This is a genomic window from Streptomyces sp. NRRL F-5630 (genome assembly GCF_000719475.1).
Classification (GTDB): domain Bacteria; phylum Actinomycetota; class Actinomycetes; order Streptomycetales; family Streptomycetaceae; genus Streptomyces.
This window is the reverse complement of record NZ_JOGO01000004.1, coordinates 23,802-48,665: the sequence shown is the minus strand read 5'-3', so window position 1 is coordinate 48,665 and position 24,864 is coordinate 23,802. Positions and strand designations below refer to the sequence as shown.

Sequence of the window (24,864 nt, the reverse complement as noted above, 5' to 3'; positions counted from 1 at the left end):
GGGCGGTGCGGAATCTCCTGGGGAAGGGCGGGCGCCTCCTCCTGGGGAAGGGGGCGCCGCCGGTCGCGCCCTCCGCCCGGGGGGACTCGCGCGGCCCGCCGTGCGCCCGCTCCGAGGCCCCTCCTGAGCTGCGTCTTGTCGCCAACCGCTTGTCGCGCAGGGTGCGCGCCCCTTAACTTTGCGGAGCTGCCGTCGTACGAGGGAGTCCTCATGGCGTTACGTGGCCGTCACCGGCGTCCCCAGCCGCCCCGCATCCAGCGCGCCTCGCTCACGGTCACGGCGGGCGGTGCGGGTCTCGCCCTGCCGCTCGTCGCCGCGGGCGGGGCCACCGCCGCCACCGAACAGACCTGGGACAAGGTCGCCCGCTGCGAGTCCGGCGGGGACTGGGACATCAACACGGGGAACGGCTTCTACGGCGGGCTCCAGTTCACCACCAGCACGTGGAAGGCGTTCGGCGGCAGCGCGTACGCCACGCGTGCCGACCAGGCGACGCGGGCAGAGCAGATCGTCGTCGCCGAGAAGGTGCTCAAGAGCCAGGGGCCCCACGCCTGGCCCACCTGCGCGCCCCGCGCCGGGCTCGCGCGGGGTGGCGAGGCTCCCGCCGTGAACCCGGCGAGCGCGCCGGTGAAGCCGCGGACGCAGACGAAGGCGGCTCCCGCGGCCCAGCCGGAGGAGAAGGCCGCCGCCGAGCGCCTGGCGCCCCGCAAGCCCCCCGCCGGTCACGGACCCGAGAAGACACCGCAGTCCCGCGCGGGCACCGCTCGGCTGTACACGGTCGTCCCCGGGGACAGCCTCTCGGGCATCGCGGCCGAGCGGCACGTCGAGGGCGGCTGGGAACAGCTGTACGCGCTGAACCGGGGCACGGTGGGCGCCGACCCCGACCTGATCCTGCCGGGCCAGCACCTCGCGCTCTCCGGGAAGCCGGGACCCCGTACGGCCGAGCGGGTGCCGGAGAAGAAGGCGGAGCCCCGGCGGGCCGCCCCGAAGCAGGTCACGCCGAAGAAGACCGAGCCGAAAAAGGCCGAGCCGAAGAAGACCGCGCCCACGAAGGCCGCGCCGAAAAAAGCCGAGCCGAAGAAGGCCGAGAAGGCCGCCGTTCCCCGGAAGACCGCGAGCACGGGCCACCGGCTCACCGCCCCCGTCGCGGCGGGCACGGGCACGCAGTACCGGGCGGCCGGTTCCTCCTGGTCGAAGGGGTACCACACGGGCGTCGACTTCCCGGTCCCCACCGGCACGACCGTCAAGGCGATCGGAGCCGGGACGGTGGTCTCGGCTGGCTGGGGCGGCTCGTACGGCTACCAGGTCGTCCTCCACCACGCGGACGGCCGCTACAGCCAGTACGCGCACCTCTCCGCGCTCAACGTCCGCGCGGGCCAGCACGTGGCCGAGGGCCAGCGCATCGCCCGCTCCGGCGCGACGGGCAACGTGACGGGCCCCCACCTGCACTTCGAGGTCCGCACGGGCCCCGGCTTCGGCTCCGACATCGACCCCCTGGCCTACCTCCGCGCCGGGGGCGTCCCCATCTGACCGAACCGCGAGCCGCCCGGGACCGGAACACACCGGCCGGGGCGGCTCGGCGGCGTGGCGGGCGCGGGGGCGGACGGCAGCGCCCGGGTCCGGCCTCCCGTCCGGCCCTCACACGCCCGACGGGCTCGACTCCGTGACCGCCGCGGGCGGCTCCGGGGCCGACGGCGATGCCGTTCTGCCCACCGTCAGCCGGACGAGGCCCACCGCGGCGATCGCGCCCGCCACCGCCGCCCCCGCCTCGCCCAGGACGCCGAATCTCATGTGCTCGCCGAAGAGCGCGAAGCCCACCGCCGCCGCCGTCACCGGGTTCACGACCGTCTGGGTCGCGAGAGGGGCCGTGAGGCCCGCGCCCCGGTAGCTCGCCTGGGACAGGAGCATCCCGGCGCACGCGAGCACGCCCACCGCGCCGAGCAGCGGCAGCATCTCCAAGGGACTCTCGTGCGCGATCCGGTCGGTGACGGTCTTCGTGTAGACCGACGCCATCCCGAAGGCCACCCCGGCCGCCGCCGCGACGAAACCGCCGCGCGCCGCCGGATAGTGGTGCACCCCGCGCGCCACGAGCAGCAGCGTGAGCACCGTGCCGAGCGTCACGAGGCCGAGCACGCCGAGCGCCTGCCCCGCCGGAACCCGCTCGCCGCCGCTCCCGGTGAGCGCGAGCAGCCCCGCGAGCCCGGCCGCGGCGAGCAGTGCCCCGCGCCAGGCCGCCGCGCTCGCCCGCTGCCGCACGAGCAGCGCCGCCAGCGGCAGCGCGAAGACGATGGTCAGCGCGCCGAGCGGCTGGACGAGGCTCAGCGGCCCGAAGGCGAGCGCCCCGACGTGCAGCAGCGCGCCCAGCCCGTTGAGCGCCACCGCGCCCCACCACGCGGGCCGCCGCCACGGCGCGTGTCCCGCGGGCCCCTGCTGGACCGCCACCCGCTCCTGGACGATGGCCCCGGCCGCGTAGGCGACGGCGGAGGCCAGCGCGAAGAGCACGGACAGCGGGACGTCGCTCATGAAGCACTCCGGCGCTGCGGGAGTCGATCGGCACTCATACGGTTCACCCTTCCCCGCCGGACGGCATCCCGTCGTCATCCCCCGGCACCCGCATCGACGTACTGCTGTGGGAGTACACCCGGGGGCGTGTCGGGCGGGGGACGGGCGCGGGCGAGGCGGCACGCGCCCCCGCGACGTACGACTCCCGTACGACGACGGCGCCCGAGCGGCGTGCCGGCCGGCGCACGGACTCCGCGGGCCCGCCGCCTGGCCCCTCGCGCGCACCGCGCGGGGGCTCCGCGAGATCTTCGCGCGGCCTCCGCACGGGTGAACAGGCCGTGCGGGGGCATCCGGGGGACGAGAGACGTCCCGCCCCGGCGCGGGCACGCGGTCTTCCACCGGCCGCCCCGGTGGGCGAGCATGGACGGTGCCGCAGGGACGCCAGGGACGACGCGGACGGGGGACGCATGCGCCTAGGACTACTGACCAGGGAGTACCCGCCGCATGTCTACGGCGGTGCGGGGGTGCACGTCGAATTCCTCGCCCGCGAGCTGCGCATCCTCACCGACCTCGTCGTGCACGCCTGGGACGCCCCGGAGACGGAGGCCCGTCCCGGGGTCGTACGGCACCGGGCGGCACCGCTGCCCGACGGGGCCGGCGAGGCGCTGCGGGCCTTCTCGACCGGGCTCGGCATGACCGCCTCCCTCGCGGACCGCGACCTCGTCCACTCGCACACCTGGTACACCGCGCTCGCGGGCCGCCTCGCCCAGCTGCAGTACGGCATCCCGCACGTCCTCACGGCACACTCGCTCGAACCGCTGCGCCCCTGGAAGGCCGAACAGCTCGGCGGCGGCTACGCGCTCTCCTCCTGGGCGGAGCGCACCGCCGTCGAGACCGCCGACGCCGTGATCGCCGTCTCGCACGGGATGCGTGCCGACCTGCTCGGCTGCTACCCGGACCTCGACCCCGAGCGGGTCCACGTTGTCCACAACGGCATCGACACCGACCTCTACCGCGCGAGCCCCGACACCGCGGCGCTCGACCGCGCCGGCATCGACCCCGACCGCCCCTACGTCCTCTTCGTCGGCCGCGTCACCCGCCAGAAGGGCGTGCCGCACCTCCTGCGCGCCGCCCGCCTCCTCGACCCCGCCGCGCAGCTCGTGCTCTGCGCCGGAGCGCCCGACACCCCCGAACTCGACGCCGAGTTCCGCGCCCTGGTCGCCGAACTGCGCGCCGCGCGGGACGGGGTGCACTGGATACCCGAGCCGCTGCCGCGCCCCGACATCGTCCAACTGCTCAGTCACGCCAGGGCCTTCGTCTGCCCCTCGGTCTACGAACCGCTCGGCATCGTCAACCTGGAGGCGATGGCCTGCGGCACCGCCGTCGTCGCCTCGGCCGTCGGGGGTATCCCCGAGGTGGTGCGCGACGGCGTGACCGGGCTGCTCGTCCCGTACGACCCGGACGACACGGCCGCCTTCGAGCGGGGCCTCGCGCACGCGCTCAACGGCCTCGTCGCCGACTCGCGCACGGCGGCGCTCATGGGCGCGGCCGGGCGCGACGTCGCTGTCCGCGACTTCGGCTGGGACCGCATCGCCCGGCGCACCGTCGAGGTGTACGAGCACGTCCTGGCCCGCATCTGAGGACGCCACGCACCACCCGCGACACGCACCACCGCACGGACCCGCACCACCAGCACCACAAGAGCACCACCCGCACCACACGAGGCATCGCACCCGCCCTGCGGCGGGACGGCACGGCGGCGAAGGAGCCGCCGGGAGGGGGGCGTCATGCGCGGCGGACCTTCGGTTCTGGGGATCGTCCTGGCGGGCGGGGAGGGCAAGCGGCTCATGCCGCTCACCGCCGACCGCGCGAAACCCGCTGTCACCTTCGGCGGCACGTACCGGCTCGTCGACTTCGTCCTGTCGAACCTCGTCAACGCCGACATCCTGCGGATCTGCGTCCTGACCCAGTACAAGTCGCACTCGCTCGACCGGCACGTCACCACCACGTGGCGCATGTCGAGCCTGCTCGGCAACTACGTGACGCCCGTGCCCGCGCAACAGCGGCTCGGCCCGCGCTGGTACCTCGGCAGCGCCGACGCGATCCTCCAGTCCCTCAACCTCGTCCACGACGAACAGCCGGACTACGTCGCCGTGTTCGGTGCCGACCATGTCTACCGCATGGACCCCCGCCAGATGCTTCAGGCCCACATCGAGGGCGGCGCCGGGGTCACCGTCGCGGGGCTGAAGGTGCCGCGCGCCGAGTCCTCCGCCTTCGGCGTCATCGTCCCGGGCCCGGACGGCCGGCACATCACCTCCTTCCTGGAGAAGCCCGCCGACCCGCCCGGACTGCCGGGTGACCCCGACCACGTCCACGCCTCGATGGGCAACTACCTCTTCAGCACGAAGGTCCTGATCGACGCCCTCCAGCAGGACGCCGCCGACCCCGCCTCCGCGCACGACATGGGCGGCTCGATCCTCCCGCTGCTCACCGGTCGCGGCGAGGCGCAGCTCTACGACTTCGACGACAACCGCGTCCCGGGCGAGGCCCCGCACGAGCACGGCTACTGGCGCGACGTCGGCACCCTCGACGCCTATTACGAGGCCCACATGGACCTCGTCAAGGACCGGCCGGCCTTCAGCCTCGACAACCGCCAATGGCCCATCTACACCTACAACGACGCCCTGCCGCCGGCGAAGTTCTGCGCGGGCGGCTTCGCGGGCGAGTCCGTCGTGAGCCCCGGGTGCGTCATCCGCGGCCAGGTCACGGGCTCCGTGCTCTCACCCGGAGTCGTCATCGAGCCGGGCGCCGTCGTGCAGGGCTCGGTGCTGCACGCGGGGGTACGGGTCGGGCGCGGCGCGGTGGTGCGCGGCGCCGTCCTGGACAAGAACATCGAGGTCCCGCCGGGAGCCACGATCGGCGTGAACCCGGACAGGGACGCCGAGTTGTACACCATCTCGCCGGGCGGCGTCGTCGCGCTGGGCAAGGGGGCGCGGGTGGGGGAGCGGGGGTGAGCCGGTGCGGTGAGGGCCTCGGCCTCGTCACGGCCCCGCGCCCTCGCCGCCAGTGCGCCCGTCCTCGCCGGACACGCCGCCTCGTCCGCGCCCCCATCGCCCCGTCCCGTGCGGCCGGGGCGATGGCCGCCCACTCACCCGCGGCCTGGAGCGCCGACTGAGGCGCCGGGCTCCGGCGGATCGGTCACCCCCGCCGCCCGGTCCTCGCCTCCCCTTCGCGGCGGGCGGTTTGTCGGGTCGGCGAGCCGCCACGTACCCTCGGGAGCTGCCCCGCTCCCCTGCCCCGGTCCCGCGCCGTGGTGCGCGCCGGAGCGCACAGGGGGCCACGCCCGGTGGCGTGCGGCCTTCAGGACCACAAGGAAACAGCGATGACGGTGCCCACCCTCCCGAGCGACGAGACAGCGCCCGAGACCCCCGAGCACGTGTACGGACCAGGGATCGACCCCGAACGGCTCGCCATCTGCCTCGACGTCCTCGCCGAACTCGACCAGCTCGATGTCGACCACCCCGACGCCGTGACGGTCCGCCGCGCCACCGCCGGTATCTACCGCACCGTGAAGCAGCGCCGCCGCCAGGACCGCCGCGCCGCCAAGACCGCCCACGACCGCGCCGTGACCGAGGCCACCGCGACCGGCTCCGCCGAGCGCATCGACGACGAGACGCGCGGCGCCCTGCCCAGCTCGCGCTCCGAGGGCCGCCTCGCCGGAATACTCAAGCGGCCTCGCTCCTGCTACGTGTGCAAGGCCAGGTACACCGAGGTCGACGCCTTCTACCACCAGCTGTGCCCGAAGTGCGCCGAGGAGAACCGCGCCCGCCGCGAGGCCCGCGCCGACCTCAGCGGCAAGCGCGCCCTGCTCACCGGGGGCCGCGCCAAGATCGGCATGTACATCGCCCTGCGCCTGCTGCGCGACGGCGCCCACACCACGATCACGACGCGCTTCCCGCAGGACGCCGTGCGCCGCTTCGCGGCGATGGACGACAGCGCCGAGTGGATGCACCGCCTCAAGATCGTCGGCATCGACCTGCGCGACCCCGCCCAGGTGCTCGCCCTCGCCGACTCGGTGAGCGCGGCCGGGCCGCTCGACATCCTCATCAACAACGCGGCCCAGACCGTCCGCCGCTCGCCCGGCGCCTACCGCGAACTCCTCGCCGCCGAATCCGCCGAGCCGCCGCGCGGCGAACTCCCCGCCACCGAGGTCATCGGCACCTTCGGCTCCGGCGCCGTCGCCGCCCTCCCGGGACCCCGCCTCGGCGAGGGCCTCAGCGCCCGCGAGGTCACCGACCTCGCCCTCGTGAGCGGTTCCGCGAGCCCCGCCCGCATCGCCGCGGGGACCGCGATCGACGCCGGGGGCCTCGTCCCCGACCTGCACGACAGCAACAGCTGGGTGCAGACCGTCGAGACCGTCGACCCGGTCGAACTCCTGGAGGTGCAGCTCTGCAACTCCACCGCCCCGTTCCTCCTCATCAGCCGGCTGCGCCCCGCGATGGCGGCGAGCGGTGCCCGCCGTACGTACATCGTCAACGTCTCCGCCATGGAGGGCGTGTTCGCGCGCGGCTACAAGGGCGCCGGGCACCCCCACACGAACATGGCCAAGGCCGCGCTCAACATGCTCACCCGCACCAGCGCGCAGGAGATGTTCGAGCAGGACCGCATCCTCATGACCGCCGTCGACACCGGCTGGATCACCGACGAGCGCCCGCACCCCGACAAGATGCGCCTCGCCGAGGCCGGGTTCCACGCCCCGCTCGACCTCATCGACGGCGCGGCCCGCGTCTACGACCCGATCGTGCGCGGCGAGGCCGGTGAGGACCTGTACGGCGTCTTCCTCAAGGACTACGGCGTCTCGCGCTGGTGACACGCGGGGCCGCCGGGACGGGTGCGGCCTGATCCGGATGGCTGAATCGCGGAGGTTCCCCCGCGGCACGGGGTGCCGATTTCCGCGCCATCGAGCGCGCCCGCGCTCATGTGGTTAGGCTGTTGCAACGGACAGCAGACACGGGTGGACACCCTCACCCGACGTCCGTCCCCGGACGAAGGGCGCACCTCGCCCCGCCCCGTACGAACCACCGGCGCCACCGCGCCCGTACCGCCCCAGACGCGAATTCCGGCGGCGGCCCGGTGCCAGGTCCCGGTGACAGGGAGCGGCCGGTGCCGTACCGGGGGTTACCCGACACATGAGGAGTGCGCGGTGACACAGGAGACGAAGCACATGGAGCAGCGGAGCCAGGGGACGACTTCCCCGCCCCGCCGCCGTCACCAGGAGATCGGCTCGCTGGAGGTGTGGGCCCGCTCGGCGCCCATCCGCCTCGCCGGGTACGAGGACGACCTCGCCGAACCGCACATCCTGCCCAGCGTGGACTGACAGCCCCTCCCGCACGGTCCGCGCAGGCCCCCGCCCCTTCCGGGAGGCGGGGCCTGCGCGTCGCGCATCCCGGGGCCGCGGTGGGCCCCTGCACGCCCATCGCCCCGGGCACCCCTGGAACCCGCCGTGGGGCGCCAGTTGGTTCAAGGTCACCGGCACAGCGCCCGCCGCGTGGGCCGCACCGTCGAGGCGGTCCTCGACCTCGGCTTCGGCCGGCACGTCCCCGGCTTCCGGTGCGAGGGACTCGTCCACACCCCCGAGGGCACCCCCGTCATGGGCATCCACCCGCGCAACCGCTGCATGCGCGTCGGGGACCCGGTCCGCACGGACTTGGGCGATCCGGCCACGGCGGGGAGTGCCTCGCAGTACGTTCCCGGCCGGATGGATCAGGCCGTTTTCGACGACAACGTTTTCCCGCTGATCATCCACCTGGAAGCCTTCGGCGAGATGATGCCGGAACCTCCCACCGGCTCCGCCCGCCGCTGCGAGATCCTGCGCACGATCGGCCGCGCGCTCGACGCCCTGGACCTCCAGGACATCGCGGGCACGGCCCCCACCGCACGCGAAATCCTCTTTCGGCCGGTCCATAGCGTTCCGGCAGGTCACGCCAGGAGAGACCGGTGCGGATCTTGTAGACCATCCCGTTGATGTTCTGGCGTCCGACACACGCGGACGTCCCGCCAGGGTGCGGATCGAATGCTCGCGAGTCGCAGAATTCAGTCGTGCTGTGCGACGCCCCTTCCGGATGGGGCCGCCTCAGCGGCTTTCCGTCCTTGACGCTGCCAGCCGTCTCGCGAAGTGCTCGTAGCTTGTGGGCTTGCGACCCAAGAGGTTGGGCAGGTCGGCCATGTTGCCGGCAGGCAGACCATTGGCGTCGTAGTAGGTCATCATCCCCACGTAGGCGCTGCGCGCCTCGGGCGGCCAGCTTCGGATGCCCCGCGCATTTGACGAGTCACGGATGCCGCGAACAAGGTGCGGCAACGCGTTGAGCTTGGTGTTGAGCAGTGACTGGCCAACGGCGGCACCTAGCGCCGGTGCGGCCTTGTGGTGCGTGCGGCGTGGGCGTAGCGGGCGGCGAGGTCGGTGAACGCGGTGGCCAGTCGGGGCGGGCCGATGACTTCGATATCGGTGTCGAAGCGGCCGATGGTGGCGGCGAGTCCGGTCCATGACCAGGAGCCGAGGGTGAGTCGGCAGTGATCGGGGCCGAGTTCCTCGACGATTCCGTCCTGGGCGAAGGGTGCGACGTCGGCGGCCGGGAGATGGAGGATGACTTCGCCTTGGCAGGGCCAGTCGGTGGTGGTGCCGTCGTTGCCGCGGAACCGGCTGGTGAGGAAGGCGGAGACGTTGCCGCCGGGGAGTTCGCGGGGGGTGAAGCGGGGGCCGGTGGGGGTGCGGGGCCGGATGCGGTCCACGCGGAAGGTGCGCCAGTCCTCGCGGTGGAGGTCCCAGGCCACGAGGTACCAGCGATGGCGCCAGGTGACCAGGTGGTGGGGCTGTACGCGGCGCACGTCATCGGCCGAGGTGCTCGGGCCCGGGGCGTAGTCGAAGCGCAGTTCCTCGCGGGCGTGGATGGCGCGGCTCAGGTCCACCAGGACCTGAGCGTCGACCTGAGGGGTGTCGTCGGCCGCGGGCGGCTGGACGGCGGTGATGCGCAGCAGGTCGATGCGGTGGCGCAGGCGAGGTGGCATGACCTGGCGGAGGGTGGCCAGGGCGCGGGTGGCGTCTTCGGCGACGGTGGTGCCGGTGGCCGCGGTCTGCAGTGCGACGGCCAGGGCGACGGCCTGGTCGTCGTCGAACAGCATGGGTGGCAGGTGAGCGCCGGCCTCCAGGCGGTAGCCGCCGGCCGGTCCCTTGACGGTCGTGATCGGGTAGCCGAGTTCGCGCAGCCGGTCGATGTCACGCCGCACGGTGCGCGAGGTGATGCCGAGACGCTCGGCGAGAGCCTCGCCGGACCAGTCACGGTGCGCCTGAAGCAGCGAGAGCAGAGCGAGCAGCCGAGAGGAGGTCTTCTGCATGAGATCCATTCTTCCCGCAATACAGGACACAACCTGTCCTGTACCTCCGCCATGGTGGCACACGAGCTGTTCGGGAGGCACCGCTCCTGGTCGGCAGCCGCCACTGGGACTTCGGCAGTCGGCGGCGTATCTGTCACATCGAGGCAAGGAGCAGGTCATGTCCGTCACGACCACCACTCACCTGAACTTCCGGGGCGCCGCACGTGAGGCGCTGGACTTCTACCAGTCCGTCTTCGGCGGACGCGCGGTCGCGGTCACCTACAAGGACGCGGGCGCCGTGCAGAACGAGAGCGAGGCGGACTGGGTGATGTGGGGCGAGGTGGCCGGCGACAACGGCTTCCACGTCATGGCCTACGACGTGCCGTCGCAACTGCCCTGGAACCAGGGCGAGAACCCGTTCTTCGTCTCCGTACGCGGTGACGACGCCGAGGAGATCAGTGCTCTGTGGGGCAAGCTCGCCGAGGGCTCGGCCGTCGTGCGTCCGCTGGAGCCCGCGCAGTGGGCGCCGCTGTACGGCATGCTCACCGACCGCTTCGGCGTCACCTGGGTCCTGGACGTCGCCGCCCCGTACAACGGCTGAGCCGGCCGACTGACACGCCTGCGCCGTCCGGGCCGCCACAGCCCACACGGGCGGCCCGGACGGCGCGGGCGCCGAACACGTACGTACAGCAGTGGAAGGAAACAGGTCACCGTGCGGATGCGGAAGCTGGGGCGGACCGGCATCGAAGTCAGCGCCTACTGCCTGGGCACCATGGTGTTCGGCAAGATGGGCAACCCGGATCACGACGACTGCGCGCGCATGATCCACCGGGCGCTCGACGCCGGTATCAATCTCGTCGACACCGCCGACGTCTACGGGTACAGCGAGACCGAGGAGATCGTCGGGAAAGCCCTCGCAGGACGCCGCGACGAGGTCGTGCTGGCGACCAAGTTCAACGGACCGATGGGCGAGGGCCCCAACCGCGGCGGCAGCTCCCGGCGCTGGATCATCCAGGCGGTCGAGGGCTCGCTGAAGCGGCTGCGGACCGACTACATCGACCTCTACCAGATCCACCACCCCGACCCGCACACCGATGTCGAGGAGACCCTCTCCGCGCTCACCGACCTCGTGCGTGCCGGGAAGGTCCGCGCGATCGGCTCCTCCAACCTGCCGGCCTCGGACATCGTCGAAGCCCAGTGGGTGTCCCAGCAGCGCGGCCTGCACCGCCTGAGAACCGAGCAGCCGACCTACTCCCTGCTCAACCGCGGCATCGAGCGCGAGGTACTGCCCGTCTGCCGGCGCTACGGCCTGGGCGTTCTGGTGTGGAGCCCACTGGCCATGGGCCTGCTCACCGGCCGCTACCGCAAGAACACCCCGCGGCCCGGCAATCCCCGCATGCGGTGGGTCCCCCGGCATCTCACCGACGAACACAAGCTGGATGCCGTCGAGAGGCTGCTCACCCTCGCCGAAGAAGCCGGCCACTCCCTCACGCACCTGGCCATGGCCTTCGCGACCAGCCACCCCGACGTCACCGCCGCCATCATCGGCCCGCGCACCATGGGCCAGCTGGACGACCTGCTCGCCGGCGCCACCATCACCCTGGGCGACGACATCCTCGACAAGATCGACGCGATCGTCCCGCCCGGCACCGACATCGGCCCTCTGGACGTCTCCCACACACCCCCCTCCCTCACCAGCACTGACCTGCGCCGACGCCCGCCCCACGAGCGGGCCGCAGCCTGAGAACGCCATGACCGTCCTCGACAGCCGCGCCCTCAACCGCGCCACCCTCGCCCGCCAGCACCTGCTCACGCGCAGCGACACCTCTGTGTCCGAGGCGGTGGCCCACCTGTGCGGCCTTCAGGCGCAGGAGCCCCAGGAACCCTTCACCGGGCTGTGGTCCCGCCTGGCCGACTTCAAGCCCGAGCGACTGGACGAGGCGCTGACCGGCCGCACGGTGGTGCGCACCCACCTGATGCGCCGCACCGTCCACCTCGTCACCTCCGACGACGCGCTCGCCTGGCGAGCCCGCCACGACACCATGCTGCGCCAGCGAGTGCTGGGCACCTACCGGCGTGAACTGGCCGGCATCGACCTGGACGAGGTCGCCGCCGCCGGCCGCGCGGTCATGGCCGACCAGCAGCCCCGCACCATGAGAGAGCTCGTACGGGCCCTCGAAGACCGCTGGCCCGGCCCACCACCCCGTGTCCTGGGCGAGTTGCTCGTCGCAGCCCTCCTCCCCATGGCCCAACTCCCGCCCCGCGGCCTCTGGCAGCAGACCGGCGGCGTACGCAACCTGCCGTTGGCCACCTGGCTGGCACGGGACATCGACCCCGTGCCCGCCGGGGACGGCGATCCCGTCGGGCAGCAGCTGTTGCGCCGCTACCTTGCCGCCTACGGGCCCGCCGCCAGCGCGGACCTACGCGCCTGGTGCGGCCTCGCCGGACTTCCCGCCGCCGTCAAAGCCGCCCGGGAAGAACTCGTCGTCTTCCGTGACGAACGCGGCCGCGAACTGCTCGACCTGCCCGACGCACCCCGCCCTCACCCCGACACCCCGGCCCCCGTCCGGTTCCTCCCGGCCTTCGACAACGCCGTCCTCGGCTACCACGACCGCAGCCGCATCATCGACGCCCCCCACCTCGGCCTGTCCGTCGCGGGCCACCGCACCGTCCTTGTCGACGGCCGCGTCACCGCCACCTGGACCGTGCGCAACCACCAACTCCGCATCAGCTCCCTGCGCCCCCTCACCGCCCCGGAACAAGAAGCCGTTCACGCCGAAGCCCAGGACCTGGCCACCTTCCTGGACAACGACATCGAGCACATCCAACTCGGCACCGAGAACTGACAGTGATGATTGCTGTGGCTCCGCCCGAGGGTTTGACTCAAGAACTGACTGGCGTTTCGACTGTCCGTGATGGGAAGCGTCGGCCTGCTGGGCGGAGCCACCGGTTCGTCCCCACCACCCCTATCTCCCGGCGCCGCACCGCGTCCCGCAGCGCCACCAGCGCACACAGCTCGTACGGAATGCGCTTGCCCGGCCAGTTGATCAGCAGGACCGGCCTACTTTCCCAGCTGCTCGGCGCACGCCGACCGGATGTCCTCCAGCAACTCTGGGTAGCGCTCGCCATACGTATGCACCGCGTGCCACACCGCGTCCAGTGCCGCCCTCAGCGGGTCGGGCTCGGCAGCGGCCAATACGGCAGGAAGGGCGAAGTGCCGCTGCGGGATTTGCTCGGGTACGCGCGGAGGGCCGGAGGCGTGCACCACCGCGGCAGCACCTTGCCCCACGTCTGCTGTCGGTGTGGGGCCATGACTGGCGGGCCCGGTCGGTATGCGCGCTCTCAGTCGCCGGCCGAGGCCCGGCCGCCTCGCCTCGTTCTCCGGCTCCGCGGCCGGGACTCGCGTGCACTCGGCCGCCACCGGGGGCGTGGGTGAGCGATATGGCGGTAGCCCGGGAGGTAGCGCCTCGAACACCGACCGCCTCGGGACCTGTGGATCGGACCGCAGAAGCTCCCGCAGCCGGGCCGGGTCGTCGAACGGCGGCGGCAGCGGACGTCCCCGACTCAACGCGGTGAGCGCCTGGGCGACCCACGGAACGTCCCAGAGGTCCGCTTCCGCGCAGGCCCGCCAGGCGGCATGGACCGCTGTCGCACGCTGGACCTCCGGATCCGCGGCGTCGAGGGCGTGCACCAGGTCGCTGTCGAAGCAGAGCAGACCGCGGACATGGCCGCCGACGCCGCGCAGCCCCTCGCTCGGCAGCCGACCGCTCCACTGCCATCGCTCATGGTGCAGTCGCCGCTCCTCGGCGACCCGCTCGTCCGCCTGGCGGGCCAGGCGTTCGGCCTCGGCGCGCTGCTCCGGTGTGGGAGGTGGTGGAAGTGCGCGCGTGTAGCGGTGCCGGGAGGCGGCGTGCTGCGAGGTCTGGCGGACCACGCGGTCCGCACGAGGCGGCGCGGGCCAGAACTGCAGAAGGTAGCTGTCCGCCTGTGGCTCCTCGGACCCTCTGGTGTCGAGCTGCCGTCCCTCGTCCATCCGCTGAGCGCAGTACCGCACGCGGTAGTCGGTCTGGTCGAGATCCAGGTCCCACGCGGCCTCGCCCGCCCACTGCACCAAACTGGTGCGTTCCGACACCGGGCGGAAGGGCACCTCCACCACGTCCTCCCAGACCGGGTCCAGCGGAGGATCCTGGTCGTGGACCTCCACGGTGAAGCCGACGTTGCCCGTGTGCAGCCCGGTGTTCAGCCAGAGCGCACCTGGGACCGCCGCCCCGCACAGCCCCGAGCTCTGGCCTGCGAACGCCCCGAGGAGGTCCGGGACCTTGTGTGGATCGCTCTCCACGTAGATCTGACCGTAGTGAACGTGCACCTCGCCTTCGACCGGCCTGCGCACAGCATCCCTCCCCTTGATAGCCGACGGCCTCGAAAGCCCTTCGTCGGACGGGCCGCCACATGCCCCGCATCCTGCCGTAAGCCGCTGACAACCGGTCCGCCCACAAGACGGACTTGCCGCAGAGCCTGTCTGTCCCGCTGCCGGGAAGGGCCCCGGGCGTGAGAGGCCGGCAGCACCACGAACACCACCGCGAAGACAGCCCTCCACGTCATGACCGTCACCCTCACGGATGTGCTCTGGGACGAGGTGGTGACGTTGGACGACCGAGACAGCCGTGCGCGCCGGCGAACACGGGGCGCGCTCGGGCGGTTATCTGCTCGGCGCCGAAGCCGTCGAGCCCCGGACCACCAGTTCCGGCATGAAGACGAACTCGCTCGGCGGGGCCGGGGTGCCGCCGATCTCCTCCAGGAGGGCGCGGACCGCCGCCTGGCCCATCGCCGGGACGGGTTTGCGGACGGTGGTCAGGGGCGGGTCCGTGAAAGCGATCAACGGGGAGTCGTCGAAGCCGACGACGGAGACCTCCTCCGGGACCGCGAGGCCGCGGGCGCGGGCCGCGCGAATCGCGCCGAGCGCCATCATGTCGCTCGCGCACACGAGCGCCGTGCAGCCTCGTTCCAGGAGTGCCGTCGCGGCGGCCTGTCCGCCTTCGAGCGTGAACAGCGAGTGCTCCACGTACCGGCTCCGCACCTCGGCGGGGTCCAGTCCCCACTCCTCGCGCAGCGCCGTCATGAACCCCTCGACCTTGCGCTGCACGGGAACGAAGCGCTCCGGGCCGAGCACGAGCCCGATCTCGCGGTGGCCGAGCGCCCGCAGGTGGGTGACCGCGAGGCCCATCGCCGCCCGGTCGTCCGGTGAGACGAAGACGGCGCGGACCTTGGGGGAGTAGCCGTCGACCAGGACGAACGGGACGTCCTGCGCGTGCAGTCGCTCGTAGCGTCCCGTGTCCGCCGTGGTGTCGGCGTGCAGCCCCGAGACGAAGATGATCCCGGCGACACCCCGGTCCACGAGCATCTCGGTCAGCTCGTCCTCGGTGGACCCGCCGGGCGTCTGCGTCGCGAGGACCGGGGTGTAGCCCTGACGGGTCAGGGCCTGCCCGATGACCTGCGCGAGGGCCGGGAAGATCGGGTTCTCCAGCTCGGGCGTGATGAGCCCGACCAGCCCCTCGCTGCGCCTGCGCAGGCGCACCGGGCGCTCGTAGCCGAGCACATCGAGCGCGGCGAGCACCGATTGCCGGGTCGCGTCGGCCACGCCCGGTTTGCCGTTGAGCACCCGGCTCACCGTCGCCTCGCTCACCCCCGCCTGCGCGGCGAGATCGGCGAGGCGGGCCGTGCCCTGGGGCTCCGGGCGCGTCCCCGCACGACGGGGTGCCGCGGGCCTGCGCCCGTACTGCTGTGTCATGGGGTCCCCTCGACTGGGTCGGTGTCCGGCGCTGACCAGGTCACGGGTCCCTGACGGCCCCTCCGATGATTCCCGTTCGGACGCGGACTGACAAGGGCCTGAGGATTCTTGCACAAGCCTTGCAAGCAAGAACTCCCCGGGTCCGCACGGAAGGAGTGCGCCGCAGGTGCAGGCGGTGGACTGACGTTCCGGGTGCGGAGAAGGTTTCTTGCAGATTCTTGCTGCAAGGTCTTTCGGAACGGCTGCGGCGCTGTTACTTTCACGTTCGCCCGGCCATCGCGATGGTGCGGTCGGCGGCGGCCTTCCGCCGTGAACGGGCTCACACACCTCAAGGAGTACTCATGCGGCGTGGCATAGCGGCCACCGCACTGCTCGCCTCGCTCGCCCTCGCGGCGACGGCCTGCGGCGGGGACGACGGCGACGACGGCGCCTCGGGCGGCGGACCGGTCACCCTCACCTGGTGGGACACCTCCAACGCCACCAACGAGGCCCCGACCTACAAGGCCCTGGTCGAGCAGTTCGAGAAGTCGCACAAGGGCATCAAGGTCAAGTACGTCAACGTGCCCTTCGACCAGGCGCAGAACAAGTTCGACACCGCCGCCGGGGCCAAGGGCGCGCCCGACATCCTGCGCGCCGAGGTCGGCTGGACGCCCGCCTTCGCGAAGAAGGGCTACCTCGCGCCGCTCGACGGCACGGACGCGCTCGCCGAGAAGGACTCCTTCCAGCCCAACCTGCTCCAGCAGGCCCAGTACGAGGGCAAGACCTACGGCGTGCCGCTCGTCACCGACACGCTCGCACTCGTCTACAACAAGAAGCTCTTCGCCGAGGCCGGCATCAAGGAAGCGCCCACCACCTGGGAGCAGCTCAAGAAGGACGCCGCGACGATCAAGTCCAAGACCGGCGTGGACGGTTACTGGGGCTCGACGGCCGGGTACTACGCGCAGCCCCACCTCCTCGGCGAGGGCACCGACACGGTCGACGCGAAGGCGAAGAAGCTCACGATCGAGAGCCCCGCCGCCGTCAAGGGACTCAAGGAGTGGCAGAGCCTCTTCTCCGGCAAGGGCCTGCACAAGGCCGACATCACCGCCGACAGCTACGCCCACATCCAGGACGCCTTCGCGGGCGGCAAGGTCGCGGCCACCCTCCAGGGCCCCTGGGAGCTGACCAACTACTACAAGGGCAGCGCCTTCAAGGACAGGAAGAACCTCGGCGTCGCCGTCGTCCCGGCGGGATCCGCGGGCAAGCCCGGCGCCCCGACCGGCGGCCACAACCTGTCCGTCTACGCGGGCGCCGACAAGGCCCACCAGGAGGCCGCCTTCACCTTCGTCGAGTTCATGACCTCGGCGAAGACGCAGGAGCGGATCGCGCTCAAGAACGGCACCCTGCCGACCCGCCAGGACGCCTACACCGCGGCGGTCAAGGCCGACCCGGGCGTCGCGGGCTTCCAGCAGGTCCTGGACGCCGCCCGGCCGCGCCCCGCGCTGCCGGAGTACAGCTCCCTGTGGGGCCCGATGGACACCGAACTGCCGCGCGTCGCGAGCGGGAAGGAGTCGCTGAGCGACGGCATCCGCAAGGCCGGGGACGCGATGCAGAAGCTCCTCCCCGACTACAAGCGCTGACCGGCGCGGGAGCGGGGCCGGCCACCTGACGGGCCGCCCCGCCCCCGTACCGCCGCCTCCCCTCGTACACCACCCCCGCCCCTGGAAGGGCCGCCATGACCGTCGCCGTCGACACCGAGACCGCGCCCCCGCGGCAGCAGCGGGCCCCGGGCCGCAAGGCAGGCCCGCTCGCCCGGCTGCGCCGCGGCAGCCAGAAGCACTGGTACGCGTACGCGATGATCGCCCCGGTCGTCATCGTGCTCGGCGTCCTCGTCGCGTATCCCCTGGCCCGCGGCTTCTACCTCACCCTCACCGACGCCACCAGCCTCAACTCGGCGCGCACCATCGGCGTCAACCACATCGACGCGACCTACGAGTTCATCGGCCTGCACAACTACGCCGACATCCTGTGGGGGCCCACCGCCTACGAGCGCTTCTGGTCGCACTTCCTGTGGACGGTCGGCTGGACCGTCGCCTGTGTCGCGCTGCACTACTGCATCGGGCTCGGCCTCGCGCTGCTGCTCAACCAGAAGTTCCGCGGCCGGGTCGTCTACCGGATGCTGCTCATCCTGCCGTGGGCGGTGCCCGCCTTCGTCACCGTGTTCTCGTGGCGGATCATGCTCGCCGACGGCGGCCTCGTGAACACCGTCCTCGGCCACCTGAGCCTGCCGCAGCCGGCCTGGCTGGAGGACACCTCCTGGCAGCGTGTGGCCGCGATCCTCGTCAACACCTGGTGCGGCGTGCCGTTCATGATGGTCTCGCTGCTCGGCGGGCTCCAGTCCATCGACGCGAACCTCTACGAGGCCGCCGAGATGGACGGCGCGAGCGCCTGGCAGCGCTTCCGGCACGTCACCCTGCCGGGCCTGCGCCCGGTGAGCGCCACCGTCGTCCTGCTCGGCGTGATCTGGACGTTCAACCAGTTCGCCATCATCTTCCTGCTCTTCGGCGGCACCAGCGCCCCCGACGCGCAGATCCTCGTGACCTGGGCCTACCGCCTCGGCTTCGGCCAGCAGCCGCGCGACTTCGCCCAGTCGGCCACCTACGGCGTCCTGCTCCTGTCGATCCTCGTCGTCTTCACCACCTTCTACCGCGGGTGGCTGAAGCGCAGCGAGCAGTCCACCCTCTGATCCCGCCGCCAGGAGCCACGCCATGAGCACCGAGTCCACCACGCTGCCCGCCGCGCCCGTCGCGGCGGCCCCCGCGCGCACCGCGGCCCGCCCCGCGCGCGTCCGCCGCCGGGACGAGCGGGGCCCGCTCGCCACTGTCCTCACCCACGCCGTCCTCGTCCTCGCGAGCCTCGTCGCGCTCGTGCCCGTCGTCTGGCTCGGCTTCCTCTCGCTCGGGCCCGGCAAGGACGACTACCTCCATCCGGGCCGCATCCTCGGCCGCCTCACCTTCGAGAACTACGCGTACGTCCTCGAACACACCAAGTTCTGGGACTGGCTCCAGTCCACCCTGATCGTCTCGCTCGGCACCACTCTGCTCGGCGTCGCCTTCGCCGCGACCACCGGCTACGCGGTCTCGCGCATGCGCTTCCCCGGCCAACGCTCCCTCATGTGGGTGCTGTTGCTCACGCAGGCGTTCCCGATCGCCGTGCTCATCGTGCCGATGTACGAGATCTTCTCCGAACTCGGCCTCATCGACAGCTACTTCGGCGTGATCCTGCTCAACTGCACGACCGCCATCCCGTACAGCGCCTGGCTGCTCAAGGGCTACTTCGACACGATCCCCTTCGAGATCGACGAGGCCGGGCGCATCGACGGGCTCAGTCCCTTCGGCACCTTCTGGCGGCTCATTCTGCCGCTCGCCAGGCCCGGTCTCGCCGTCGCCGCCTTCTACACCTTCATCACCGCGTGGGCCGAGGTGGCCTTCGCCTCGACTTTCCTCCTCGACGACGAGAAGTACACCTTCGCCGTCGGTTTGCAGACCTTCGTCAGCGAACACGATGCCCAGTGGAACCTCATGGCCGCGACCGCCGTGCTCATCGCGGTGCCGGTCACGATCTTCTTCTACCTCGTGCAGCGCCACCTCGTCACCGGGCTCACGGCAGGCGCGGCGAAGGGCTGAGCCGCACGCCCGAGGCCGTGCGGGCGCCGGGCCGGCCCCGCTCCCGTGCCGCACGACGCACCACCCGTACGCACACGTCACCAGCAAGGACCCCATGAGCCAGCACCACGCCGACTCCATCGCCGCCGTCGCCCCCGCTGTCCTCCGCGCCCAGGCCGGGCCCGCCTCCGCGGCGCCCGGCGCGGACTGGTGGCGCGAGGCGGTCATCTACCAGGTCTACCCGCGCAGTTTCGCCGACGCGAACGGTGACGGCATGGGGGACCTGGCCGGTATCCGCGCCCGTCTGCCGCACCTGCGCGACCTCGGCGTCGACGCCGTGTGGCTGAGCCCCTTCTACGCCTCGCCGCAGGCCGACGCCGGTTACGACGTCGCCGACTACCGGGCCGTGGACCCGATGTTCGGCGATCTGCACGACGCGGACGGGCTGCTGCGCGAGGCGCACGCGCTCGGGCTGCGCGTCATCGTCGACCTCGTGCCCAACCACTCCTCCGACCAGCACGAGTGGTTCAAGCGCGCCCTCGCCGAGGGCCCCGGCTCGCCGTCGCGCGAGCGCTACCACTTCCGTCCCGGGCGCGGCGAGAGCGGCGAACTCCCGCCCAACGACTGGGAGTCCGTCTTCGGCGGACCCGCCTGGACCCGTACCGCCGACGGCGAGTGGTACCTGCACCTCTTCGCGCCCGAGCAGCCCGACTTCAACTGGGACCACCCGGCGGTCCACGACGAGTTCCGCTCCGTGCTGCGCTTCTGGCTCGACATGGGCGTCGACGGCTTCCGTGTCGACGTGGCCCACGGGCTCGTCAAGGCGCCCGGACTGCCCGACGTCGGCGGCGCGGGGCAGGTCAAGCTCCTCGGCAACGGGGCGACGCCGTACTTCGACCAGGACGGCGTCCACGAGATCTACCGCTCCTGGCGGCGCGTCCTCGACGAGTACGACGGCGCCCGTATCTTCGTCGCCGAGGCGTGGACCCCCACCGTCGAGCGCACCGCCCACTACGTGCGCCCCGACGAACTCCACCAGGCGTTCAACTTCCAGTACCTCAGCACCGACTGGTCGGCGCCCGCGCTGCGGGAGGTCATCGACCGCACCCTCGCGGCGATGCGCCCGGTCGGCGCCCCCGCCACCTGGGTGCTCTCCAACCACGACGTCACGCGGCACACCACCCGCTTCGGCAACCCGCCCGGCCTCGGCACCCAGCTCCGCACCCCCGGCGACCGCGCGCTCGGCCTGCGGCGCGCGCGTGCCGCGACCCTCCTCATGCTCGGGCTGCCCGGCTCCGCGTACCTCTACCAGGGCGAGGAACTGGGCCTCCCGGACGTCGTGGACCTCTCCGACGAGGTGCGCCAGGACCCCTCCTACTTCCGCGCGGCGGGCCAGGACGGCTTCCGCGACGGGTGCAGGGTGCCCCTTCCCTGGACGCGCGAGGGGAGTTCGTACGGATTCGGGCCCGGCGGGAGCTGGCTGCCGCAGCCCGAGGAGTGGGGCGGCCTGAGCGTCGAGGCGCAGACCGGCGTCGCGGGCTCCACGCTGGAGTTCTACCGCGCGGCGCTCGCCCTGCGCCGGGCGCAGCCCGCGCTCGGCGCGGGCACCGAGGTGACGTGGCTCGACGCGCCCGAGGGCGTCCTGGCGCTGCGCCGCGAGACGGCCGACGGGCGGGCCGTCGTCATCACCGCCCACACGGGGAGCGCCCCGGTCACCGTCCCGAGCCCCGGTGAGGCGCTGCTGAGCAGCGGGGACGCGCTCCCGGTCGCGGACGCGGCGGGGAACGTGGTGCTCACCCCGGACACCACGGTGTGGTGGCTCGGCTGAGAGTCGCTGCGGGCTGAGGGGCCGGGGCGGGCGGCGGGCCCGGGGGCCAGGCGCGCGGGATGGGGGCTGAGGCGGGTGCGCTCAATGGGTGCGCACCCACCAGGGCGCGAGCGGCCCACCACGGCGCGAGCGGCCCGCCTCGGCGGGAGGGCCCGCCCCTCGGCGCGAGCGACGCCCCCCGCCCCCCGCCGCGGGACGCGTGGGGGAGTGGCGCCGGAAGTGAGTGCTCGTGCCTCCGTGTCCGGAAGCCCCCGGGTCGTCGCCCGATGATTCCTCCCGTTTGCGCCGTTCCGTCCCGCGCGGCACACAATGGCGCAGCACCCGGCGCGGCCCCGCGCGGTCCGTGCCGGGTCCGAGCGGTCGTGCCCACCGGGGGCGCCGCCCGAGCCGGGAGGACACCGTGCGCACAGCTCTTGGGACGACCCCCGCCGTCCTCGCGTCCGCCGCGCTGGCACTGCTCGCCCTCGGGGTCGCCGGGTGCGGCACCGGGGGCCTGCGCGCCGTCGCGTCCGCGGACGCCGTTCTGGAGCGGGCGGGGGCGCGCGGGCCCGATCCCTTCACGGCCTCGGCGACGCGCGCGGCGCCCACGCCGCTCACCCGGACGGAGCAGCCGCTCCCCGAGGGCGAGGGCGGCAAGGACGGCAGACCGCGCCTCGTCGCGGGGGACACCCCCGGGCTCTACGCGGGCCTGCCGGCCCGTACCGGCTGCGACGCCCGCGCCCAGTCCCGGTTGCTCACGGCCGATCGCCCGCGCGCCACCGCCTTCGCCCGCGCGGCCGGGACGCCCGCCGCCGGGCTCGACCGCTGGCTCGACGACCTCACCCCCGTCGTCCTGCGCGCCGACACCGTCGTCACGGCGCACGGCTACGCGAAGGGCGACGTCACCACCTACCGCGCCGTCCTCCAGTCGGGCACCGCCGTCCTCGTCGACGCGCGCGGCGTCCCCAGGGTGCGCTGCGCCTGCGGGAACCCGCTCGGGCCCGCGGGCGGCGGCAGTGTCGGCGCGCCGCGCGGCGAGCGCTGGAAGGGGTACGAGGCGGACGAGGTCCGTGCCGTCGCCCCCGCCGCGCGCCCGCTCTCCGCGCTCACCCTCGCCGACCCGGTGCACGGCCACTGGCTGGAGCGGCCCGTGGGCGACGACGGCGGTCACGACCGCGCGGTACGGGAGCCGAGCGCGTCGCCCAGCGCACCCCCCTCCGAGCCGCCCGACGAGGAACCGAGCCCCGAGTCCTCCGGGCCCTGGGAGACCGTGCCGCCCTCAACTGACCCCGGCGAGACCCCGACGGAGGGCGGCCAGGAGACGGCCCGCAGCGTGCGGCTGGCACCGGGAGCGGGCGGGTGAGGCAGGAGCCCCCGGGCGGGGCGGGGCGGATTTTCCAGGGGCCCTCGCGTCGGGCGCCGGGGCTGTTCCCGGCCGCCACAGCAGAGCAAAATGGTATAAAACCTACCTTTCGAGGGGCTCGGAGCGGAGTCCACCGCCGGCGGAACCGGACGAGGGCCGAAGGAGCTTCATGGCAGAACGGGGAGCGAGGCGCCACCGCGCGGCCACCGGCCCCCCGCCGGAGGCCGCGCCACGCCGCGCGCCCGCACCCGCCGCCCCGGAGGAAGCGGACGAGGCCGCCCCGTGGCCCGAGGAGTGGCCGGCCCGGCCCGACCCGATCCTCGCCATGAACCGCATGGGCGGCTTCGACTGGGACCTCGACAGCGGCCACATGCACATGGACCAGCAGGCCCTCGCCGTCTTCGGGCTGCGCCCCGAGCGCTTCGACGGCATGGCCGCCACCGCCGCCGCGCGGTTGCCCCGCGCCGAACGCGACCGCATGAGCGCCCTCGTCAAGGACGCCCTCACCGCGGGCCACGAGACCTACGCCGGCTACTTCCGTGTCCGCCTCGCGGACGGTTCCCTGCGCTGGACCCACACCCAGGGCTACATCCGGCGCGACGAGAACGGCCGGGCCCGCCGCGTCTTCGGCATCCTCCGCGACGCCACGCAGGAGCTGAGCGACACCACCGCCCGCCGCCAGGAGGCGTCCGAACGGCGCCGCCGCACGACCGTCGTCGAGCGGACGACGGCAGCCCTGGCCGCCGCCCACACGGTGGGCGACGTCCTCGCGGTGCTGCGCGAGCAGGACGGGCTCGTCCGGCTCGGCGCCGACTCGCTCGTCGTCGGTCTCCTCGAACAGGGCCGCATCCGCCTCGTACCGGACGGGCCCACCGGCGGCATCATCCACGACGGGCGCCACACCCGCCTCGACGACCCGTACCCGATGGCCGACGTCGTGCGGACCATGCGGCCCGTGTACCTGGAGGACGCCGAGAGCTTCGCCGCCGCCTACCCCGAGCTGTGGAAGCAGATCGCCCACCTGCGGCCCGGCGCCGCCGCGTACCTGCCCCTCGTCGCCCAGGGCCGCCCCATCGGCTCCCTCGGCCTCTTCTACGGCGGGTCGCACCTCTTCGCCCCCGAGGAGCGCAACGTCCTCGTCGCCCTCGGCAGCAGCCTCGCCCAGAGCCTCCAGCGCGCCATGCTCTACGAGCAGGAGAAGGACCTCGCGCAGGGCCTCCAGCAGGCGATGCTCCCGCGCGCCATCCCGGACGTGCCCGGCGCCGAGGTCGCGGTGCGCTACCGGGCCGCGAGCGCGGGCCGCGACGTCGGCGGCGACTGGTACGACCTCGTGCCGCTGCCCGGCGGCCGCACGGGGGCCGTCATCGGCGACGTCCAGGGCCACGACACGCACGCCGCCGCCGTCATGGGCCAGCTCCGCATCGCGCTGCGCGCCTACGCGGCCGAGGGCCATCCGCCCGCGACCGTCATGGCCCGCACCTCGTTCTTCCTCGACGCACTGGACACCGACCGCTTCGCGACCTGCCTCTACGCCGAGGCCGACCTCAGCACCGGTGTGCTCCAGCTCGTGCGCGCCGGGCACCTCGACCCCTTCCTCATGGCCCCGGACGGCTCCACCCGGCGCGTGCCCGTGCCCGGCGGGCTGCCGCTCGGCCTCTCCTCCCAGTTCGGCGCGCTCGACTACCCCGTCTCGACCCTGGAACTGGACCCCGGCGCGACGCTGCTGCTGTGCACCGACGGGCTCGTCGAAGTCCCCGGTGCCGACCTCGACGACGGCTTCGCGAAGCTCGCGACGCGGCTGCGCACCGGACCGCGCGACCTGCGGCTGCTCGCCGACCTCCTCACCACGGCGGTCGAGCGGCGCGGCGGCGAGGACGACGTCGCCGTGCTCCTCCTGCGGCGCCGCGCCACCGCGAGCGCCCCGCTCTACGGCGGCAGGCTCCAGCAGCACGTCTCGCCGGGCGACCCGCGCGACCTCGCCGAGGCCCGCCGCATGATCCGCTCCGCCGTCCGCTCCTGGGGCGCGGGCTCCCGCTCCGACGACATCGAACTCGCCACGGACGAGCTCGTCGTCAACGCGCTCACCCACACGGAGGGCCCCTCCCTCGTCACCTTGCGCGTGCTCACCGGGGCCGTGCGCCGCCTCCGCGTCGAGGTCGAGGACATGTCGAGCGCCCTGCCGAGGCGACGCGAGGCCGACGCCGAGGGCCAGTCGGGGCGAGGGCTCATGCTCGTCGACATGCTCGCGGACGCGTGGGGCGTGGAGGCACGGGGCGCGGGCAAGTGCGTGTGGTGCGAGTTCGAGGTGCGCAGGCCGGGCGAGGAGTGAGCGGAGGCGACGCCGGGAGCGCGTCCGCGCCGGTCCGTGCCCCCAGCCGGGCGCTGGCTTTCA

General features: G+C 73.2%; 20 protein-coding genes. 15 read left to right on the top strand and 5 right to left on the bottom strand.

Annotated elements, in window-relative coordinates; translation table 11 throughout:
- Window positions 1-210 precede the first annotated feature (210 nt).
- Window positions 211-1,527: a transglycosylase family protein gene (locus tag IF99_RS0102795; RefSeq protein ID WP_030994679.1), complete on the top strand. Its 1,317-nt coding sequence runs from the start codon at window positions 211-213 to the stop codon at window positions 1,525-1,527.
- 108 nt (window positions 1,528-1,635) lie between these two features.
- Here the strand turns inward: IF99_RS0102795 and IF99_RS0102790 are convergent, their stop codons facing one another.
- The gene (locus tag IF99_RS0102790; RefSeq protein WP_030994678.1) at window positions 1,636-2,520 is read right to left on the bottom strand and encodes a DMT family transporter; all 885 of its coding nucleotides are present in this window, start codon (window positions 2,518-2,520) and stop codon (window positions 1,636-1,638) included.
- A 446-nt stretch (window positions 2,521-2,966) separates the two neighbouring features.
- Between IF99_RS0102790 and glgA the strand changes: the two genes are divergently transcribed.
- The 5 genes from glgA (at window position 2,967) to IF99_RS33875 (ending at window position 8,524) form a co-directional block, all read left to right on the top strand.
- Window positions 2,967-4,139 (top strand): glycogen synthase, encoded by a 1,173-nt coding sequence (gene glgA / locus IF99_RS0102785; RefSeq protein WP_030994677.1) that lies wholly within the window; start codon window positions 2,967-2,969, stop codon window positions 4,137-4,139.
- A 147-nt stretch (window positions 4,140-4,286) separates the two neighbouring features.
- Complete coding sequence (locus tag IF99_RS0102780; RefSeq protein ID WP_030994676.1) at window positions 4,287-5,513, top strand: glucose-1-phosphate adenylyltransferase; 1,227 nt, start codon at window positions 4,287-4,289, stop codon at window positions 5,511-5,513.
- A gap of 368 nt (window positions 5,514-5,881) precedes the next feature.
- Complete coding sequence (locus IF99_RS0102775) at window positions 5,882-7,369, top strand: SDR family NAD(P)-dependent oxidoreductase (RefSeq protein WP_030994675.1); 1,488 nt, start codon at window positions 5,882-5,884, stop codon at window positions 7,367-7,369.
- A gap of 333 nt (window positions 7,370-7,702) precedes the next feature.
- Complete coding sequence (locus tag IF99_RS33880) at window positions 7,703-7,876, top strand: hypothetical protein (RefSeq protein ID WP_158716575.1); 174 nt, start codon at window positions 7,703-7,705, stop codon at window positions 7,874-7,876.
- 126 nt (window positions 7,877-8,002) lie between these two features.
- Window positions 8,003-8,524, top strand: coding sequence for a hypothetical protein (locus IF99_RS33875; RefSeq protein WP_030994674.1), 522 nt, complete (start codon window positions 8,003-8,005; stop codon window positions 8,522-8,524).
- 108 nt (window positions 8,525-8,632) lie between these two features.
- Here IF99_RS33875 and IF99_RS31965 read toward each other — a convergent pair whose 3' ends face one another.
- Window positions 8,633-8,857, bottom strand: a complete 225-nt coding sequence (locus tag IF99_RS31965; protein ID WP_199806443.1) for a hypothetical protein — start codon at window positions 8,855-8,857, stop codon at window positions 8,633-8,635.
- A 44-nt stretch (window positions 8,858-8,901) separates the two neighbouring features.
- Window positions 8,902-9,891, bottom strand: a complete 990-nt coding sequence (locus IF99_RS0102760; RefSeq protein ID WP_030994673.1) for a helix-turn-helix transcriptional regulator — start codon at window positions 9,889-9,891, stop codon at window positions 8,902-8,904.
- Between the two features lie 157 nt (window positions 9,892-10,048).
- On the opposite strand from IF99_RS0102760, the gene IF99_RS0102755 reads away from it, so the two are divergent.
- The 3 genes from IF99_RS0102755 to IF99_RS0102745 all read left to right on the top strand — a co-directional run bounded on the left by IF99_RS0102755 (window position 10,049) and on the right by IF99_RS0102745 (window position 12,716).
- A complete protein-coding gene (locus IF99_RS0102755; RefSeq protein WP_030994672.1) occupies window positions 10,049-10,471 on the top strand; it encodes a VOC family protein in 423 nt (140 codons plus the stop codon).
- Window positions 10,472-10,582: 111 nt separating this feature from the next.
- On the top strand, window positions 10,583-11,614 hold the full coding sequence (locus tag IF99_RS0102750) for an aldo/keto reductase (protein WP_030994671.1): 1,032 nt from the start codon (window positions 10,583-10,585) through the stop codon (window positions 11,612-11,614).
- A gap of 7 nt (window positions 11,615-11,621) precedes the next feature.
- Window positions 11,622-12,716: a winged helix DNA-binding domain-containing protein gene (locus IF99_RS0102745; protein WP_030994670.1), complete on the top strand. Its 1,095-nt coding sequence runs from the start codon at window positions 11,622-11,624 to the stop codon at window positions 12,714-12,716.
- Between the two features lie 215 nt (window positions 12,717-12,931).
- Here IF99_RS0102745 and IF99_RS34245 read toward each other — a convergent pair whose 3' ends face one another.
- Window positions 12,932-14,260 (bottom strand): hypothetical protein, encoded by a 1,329-nt coding sequence (locus IF99_RS34245; RefSeq protein ID WP_030994669.1) that lies wholly within the window; start codon window positions 14,258-14,260, stop codon window positions 12,932-12,934.
- A 309-nt stretch (window positions 14,261-14,569) separates the two neighbouring features.
- Window positions 14,570-15,658, bottom strand: coding sequence for a LacI family DNA-binding transcriptional regulator (locus IF99_RS0102735; RefSeq protein ID WP_030994668.1), 1,089 nt, complete (start codon window positions 15,656-15,658; stop codon window positions 14,570-14,572).
- Window positions 15,659-15,999: 341 nt separating this feature from the next.
- Here IF99_RS0102735 and IF99_RS0102730 point away from each other — a divergent pair, with 341 nt between their 5' ends.
- The 6 genes from IF99_RS0102730 (at window position 16,000) to IF99_RS0102705 (ending at window position 24,801) form a co-directional block, all read left to right on the top strand.
- Window positions 16,000-17,277, top strand: coding sequence for an extracellular solute-binding protein (locus IF99_RS0102730; protein WP_030994667.1), 1,278 nt, complete (start codon window positions 16,000-16,002; stop codon window positions 17,275-17,277).
- 95 nt (window positions 17,278-17,372) lie between these two features.
- Window positions 17,373-18,383 carry a carbohydrate ABC transporter permease gene (locus IF99_RS0102725; protein ID WP_030994666.1) on the top strand — a complete coding sequence of 337 codons (1,011 nt, stop codon included), beginning with the start codon at window positions 17,373-17,375 and terminating at the stop codon, window positions 18,381-18,383.
- Between the two features lie 22 nt (window positions 18,384-18,405).
- Window positions 18,406-19,323, top strand: a complete 918-nt coding sequence (locus IF99_RS0102720) for a sugar ABC transporter permease (protein ID WP_030994665.1) — start codon at window positions 18,406-18,408, stop codon at window positions 19,321-19,323.
- Window positions 19,324-19,417: 94 nt separating this feature from the next.
- On the top strand, window positions 19,418-21,130 hold the full coding sequence (locus tag IF99_RS0102715; protein WP_030994664.1) for a glycoside hydrolase family 13 protein: 1,713 nt from the start codon (window positions 19,418-19,420) through the stop codon (window positions 21,128-21,130).
- Between the two features lie 400 nt (window positions 21,131-21,530).
- A complete protein-coding gene (locus tag IF99_RS0102710) occupies window positions 21,531-22,472 on the top strand; it encodes a DUF6777 domain-containing protein (RefSeq protein WP_234340562.1) in 942 nt (313 codons plus the stop codon).
- Between the two features lie 169 nt (window positions 22,473-22,641).
- The gene (locus IF99_RS0102705) at window positions 22,642-24,801 is read left to right on the top strand and encodes a SpoIIE family protein phosphatase (RefSeq protein ID WP_030994662.1); all 2,160 of its coding nucleotides are present in this window, start codon (window positions 22,642-22,644) and stop codon (window positions 24,799-24,801) included.
- The last annotated feature ends 63 nt before the right edge of the window (window positions 24,802-24,864 follow it).

Bases quoted from the DNA above. Each gene is read 5' to 3' on its own strand.
- IF99_RS0102795 (WP_030994679.1), top strand. From the start codon at position 211: ATGGCGTTACGTGGCCGTCACCGGCGTCCCCAGCCGCCCCGCATCCAG.
- IF99_RS0102790 (WP_030994678.1), bottom strand. From the start codon at position 2,520: ATGAGCGACGTCCCGCTGTCCGTGCTCTTCGCGCTGGCCTCCGCCGTC.
- glgA (WP_030994677.1), top strand. From the start codon at position 2,967: ATGCGCCTAGGACTACTGACCAGGGAGTACCCGCCGCATGTCTACGGC.
- IF99_RS0102780 (WP_030994676.1), top strand. From the start codon at position 4,287: ATGCGCGGCGGACCTTCGGTTCTGGGGATCGTCCTGGCGGGCGGGGAG.
- IF99_RS0102775 (WP_030994675.1), top strand. From the start codon at position 5,882: ATGACGGTGCCCACCCTCCCGAGCGACGAGACAGCGCCCGAGACCCCC.
- IF99_RS0102760 (WP_030994673.1), bottom strand. From the start codon at position 9,891: ATGCAGAAGACCTCCTCTCGGCTGCTCGCTCTGCTCTCGCTGCTTCAG.
- IF99_RS0102755 (WP_030994672.1), top strand. From the start codon at position 10,049: ATGTCCGTCACGACCACCACTCACCTGAACTTCCGGGGCGCCGCACGT.
- IF99_RS0102745 (WP_030994670.1), top strand. From the start codon at position 11,622: ATGACCGTCCTCGACAGCCGCGCCCTCAACCGCGCCACCCTCGCCCGC.
- IF99_RS0102735 (WP_030994668.1), bottom strand. From the start codon at position 15,658: ATGACACAGCAGTACGGGCGCAGGCCCGCGGCACCCCGTCGTGCGGGG.
- IF99_RS0102730 (WP_030994667.1), top strand. From the start codon at position 16,000: ATGCGGCGTGGCATAGCGGCCACCGCACTGCTCGCCTCGCTCGCCCTC.
- IF99_RS0102725 (WP_030994666.1), top strand. From the start codon at position 17,373: ATGACCGTCGCCGTCGACACCGAGACCGCGCCCCCGCGGCAGCAGCGG.
- IF99_RS0102720 (WP_030994665.1), top strand. From the start codon at position 18,406: ATGAGCACCGAGTCCACCACGCTGCCCGCCGCGCCCGTCGCGGCGGCC.
- IF99_RS0102715 (WP_030994664.1), top strand. From the start codon at position 19,418: ATGAGCCAGCACCACGCCGACTCCATCGCCGCCGTCGCCCCCGCTGTC.
- IF99_RS0102705 (WP_030994662.1), top strand. From the start codon at position 22,642: ATGGCAGAACGGGGAGCGAGGCGCCACCGCGCGGCCACCGGCCCCCCG.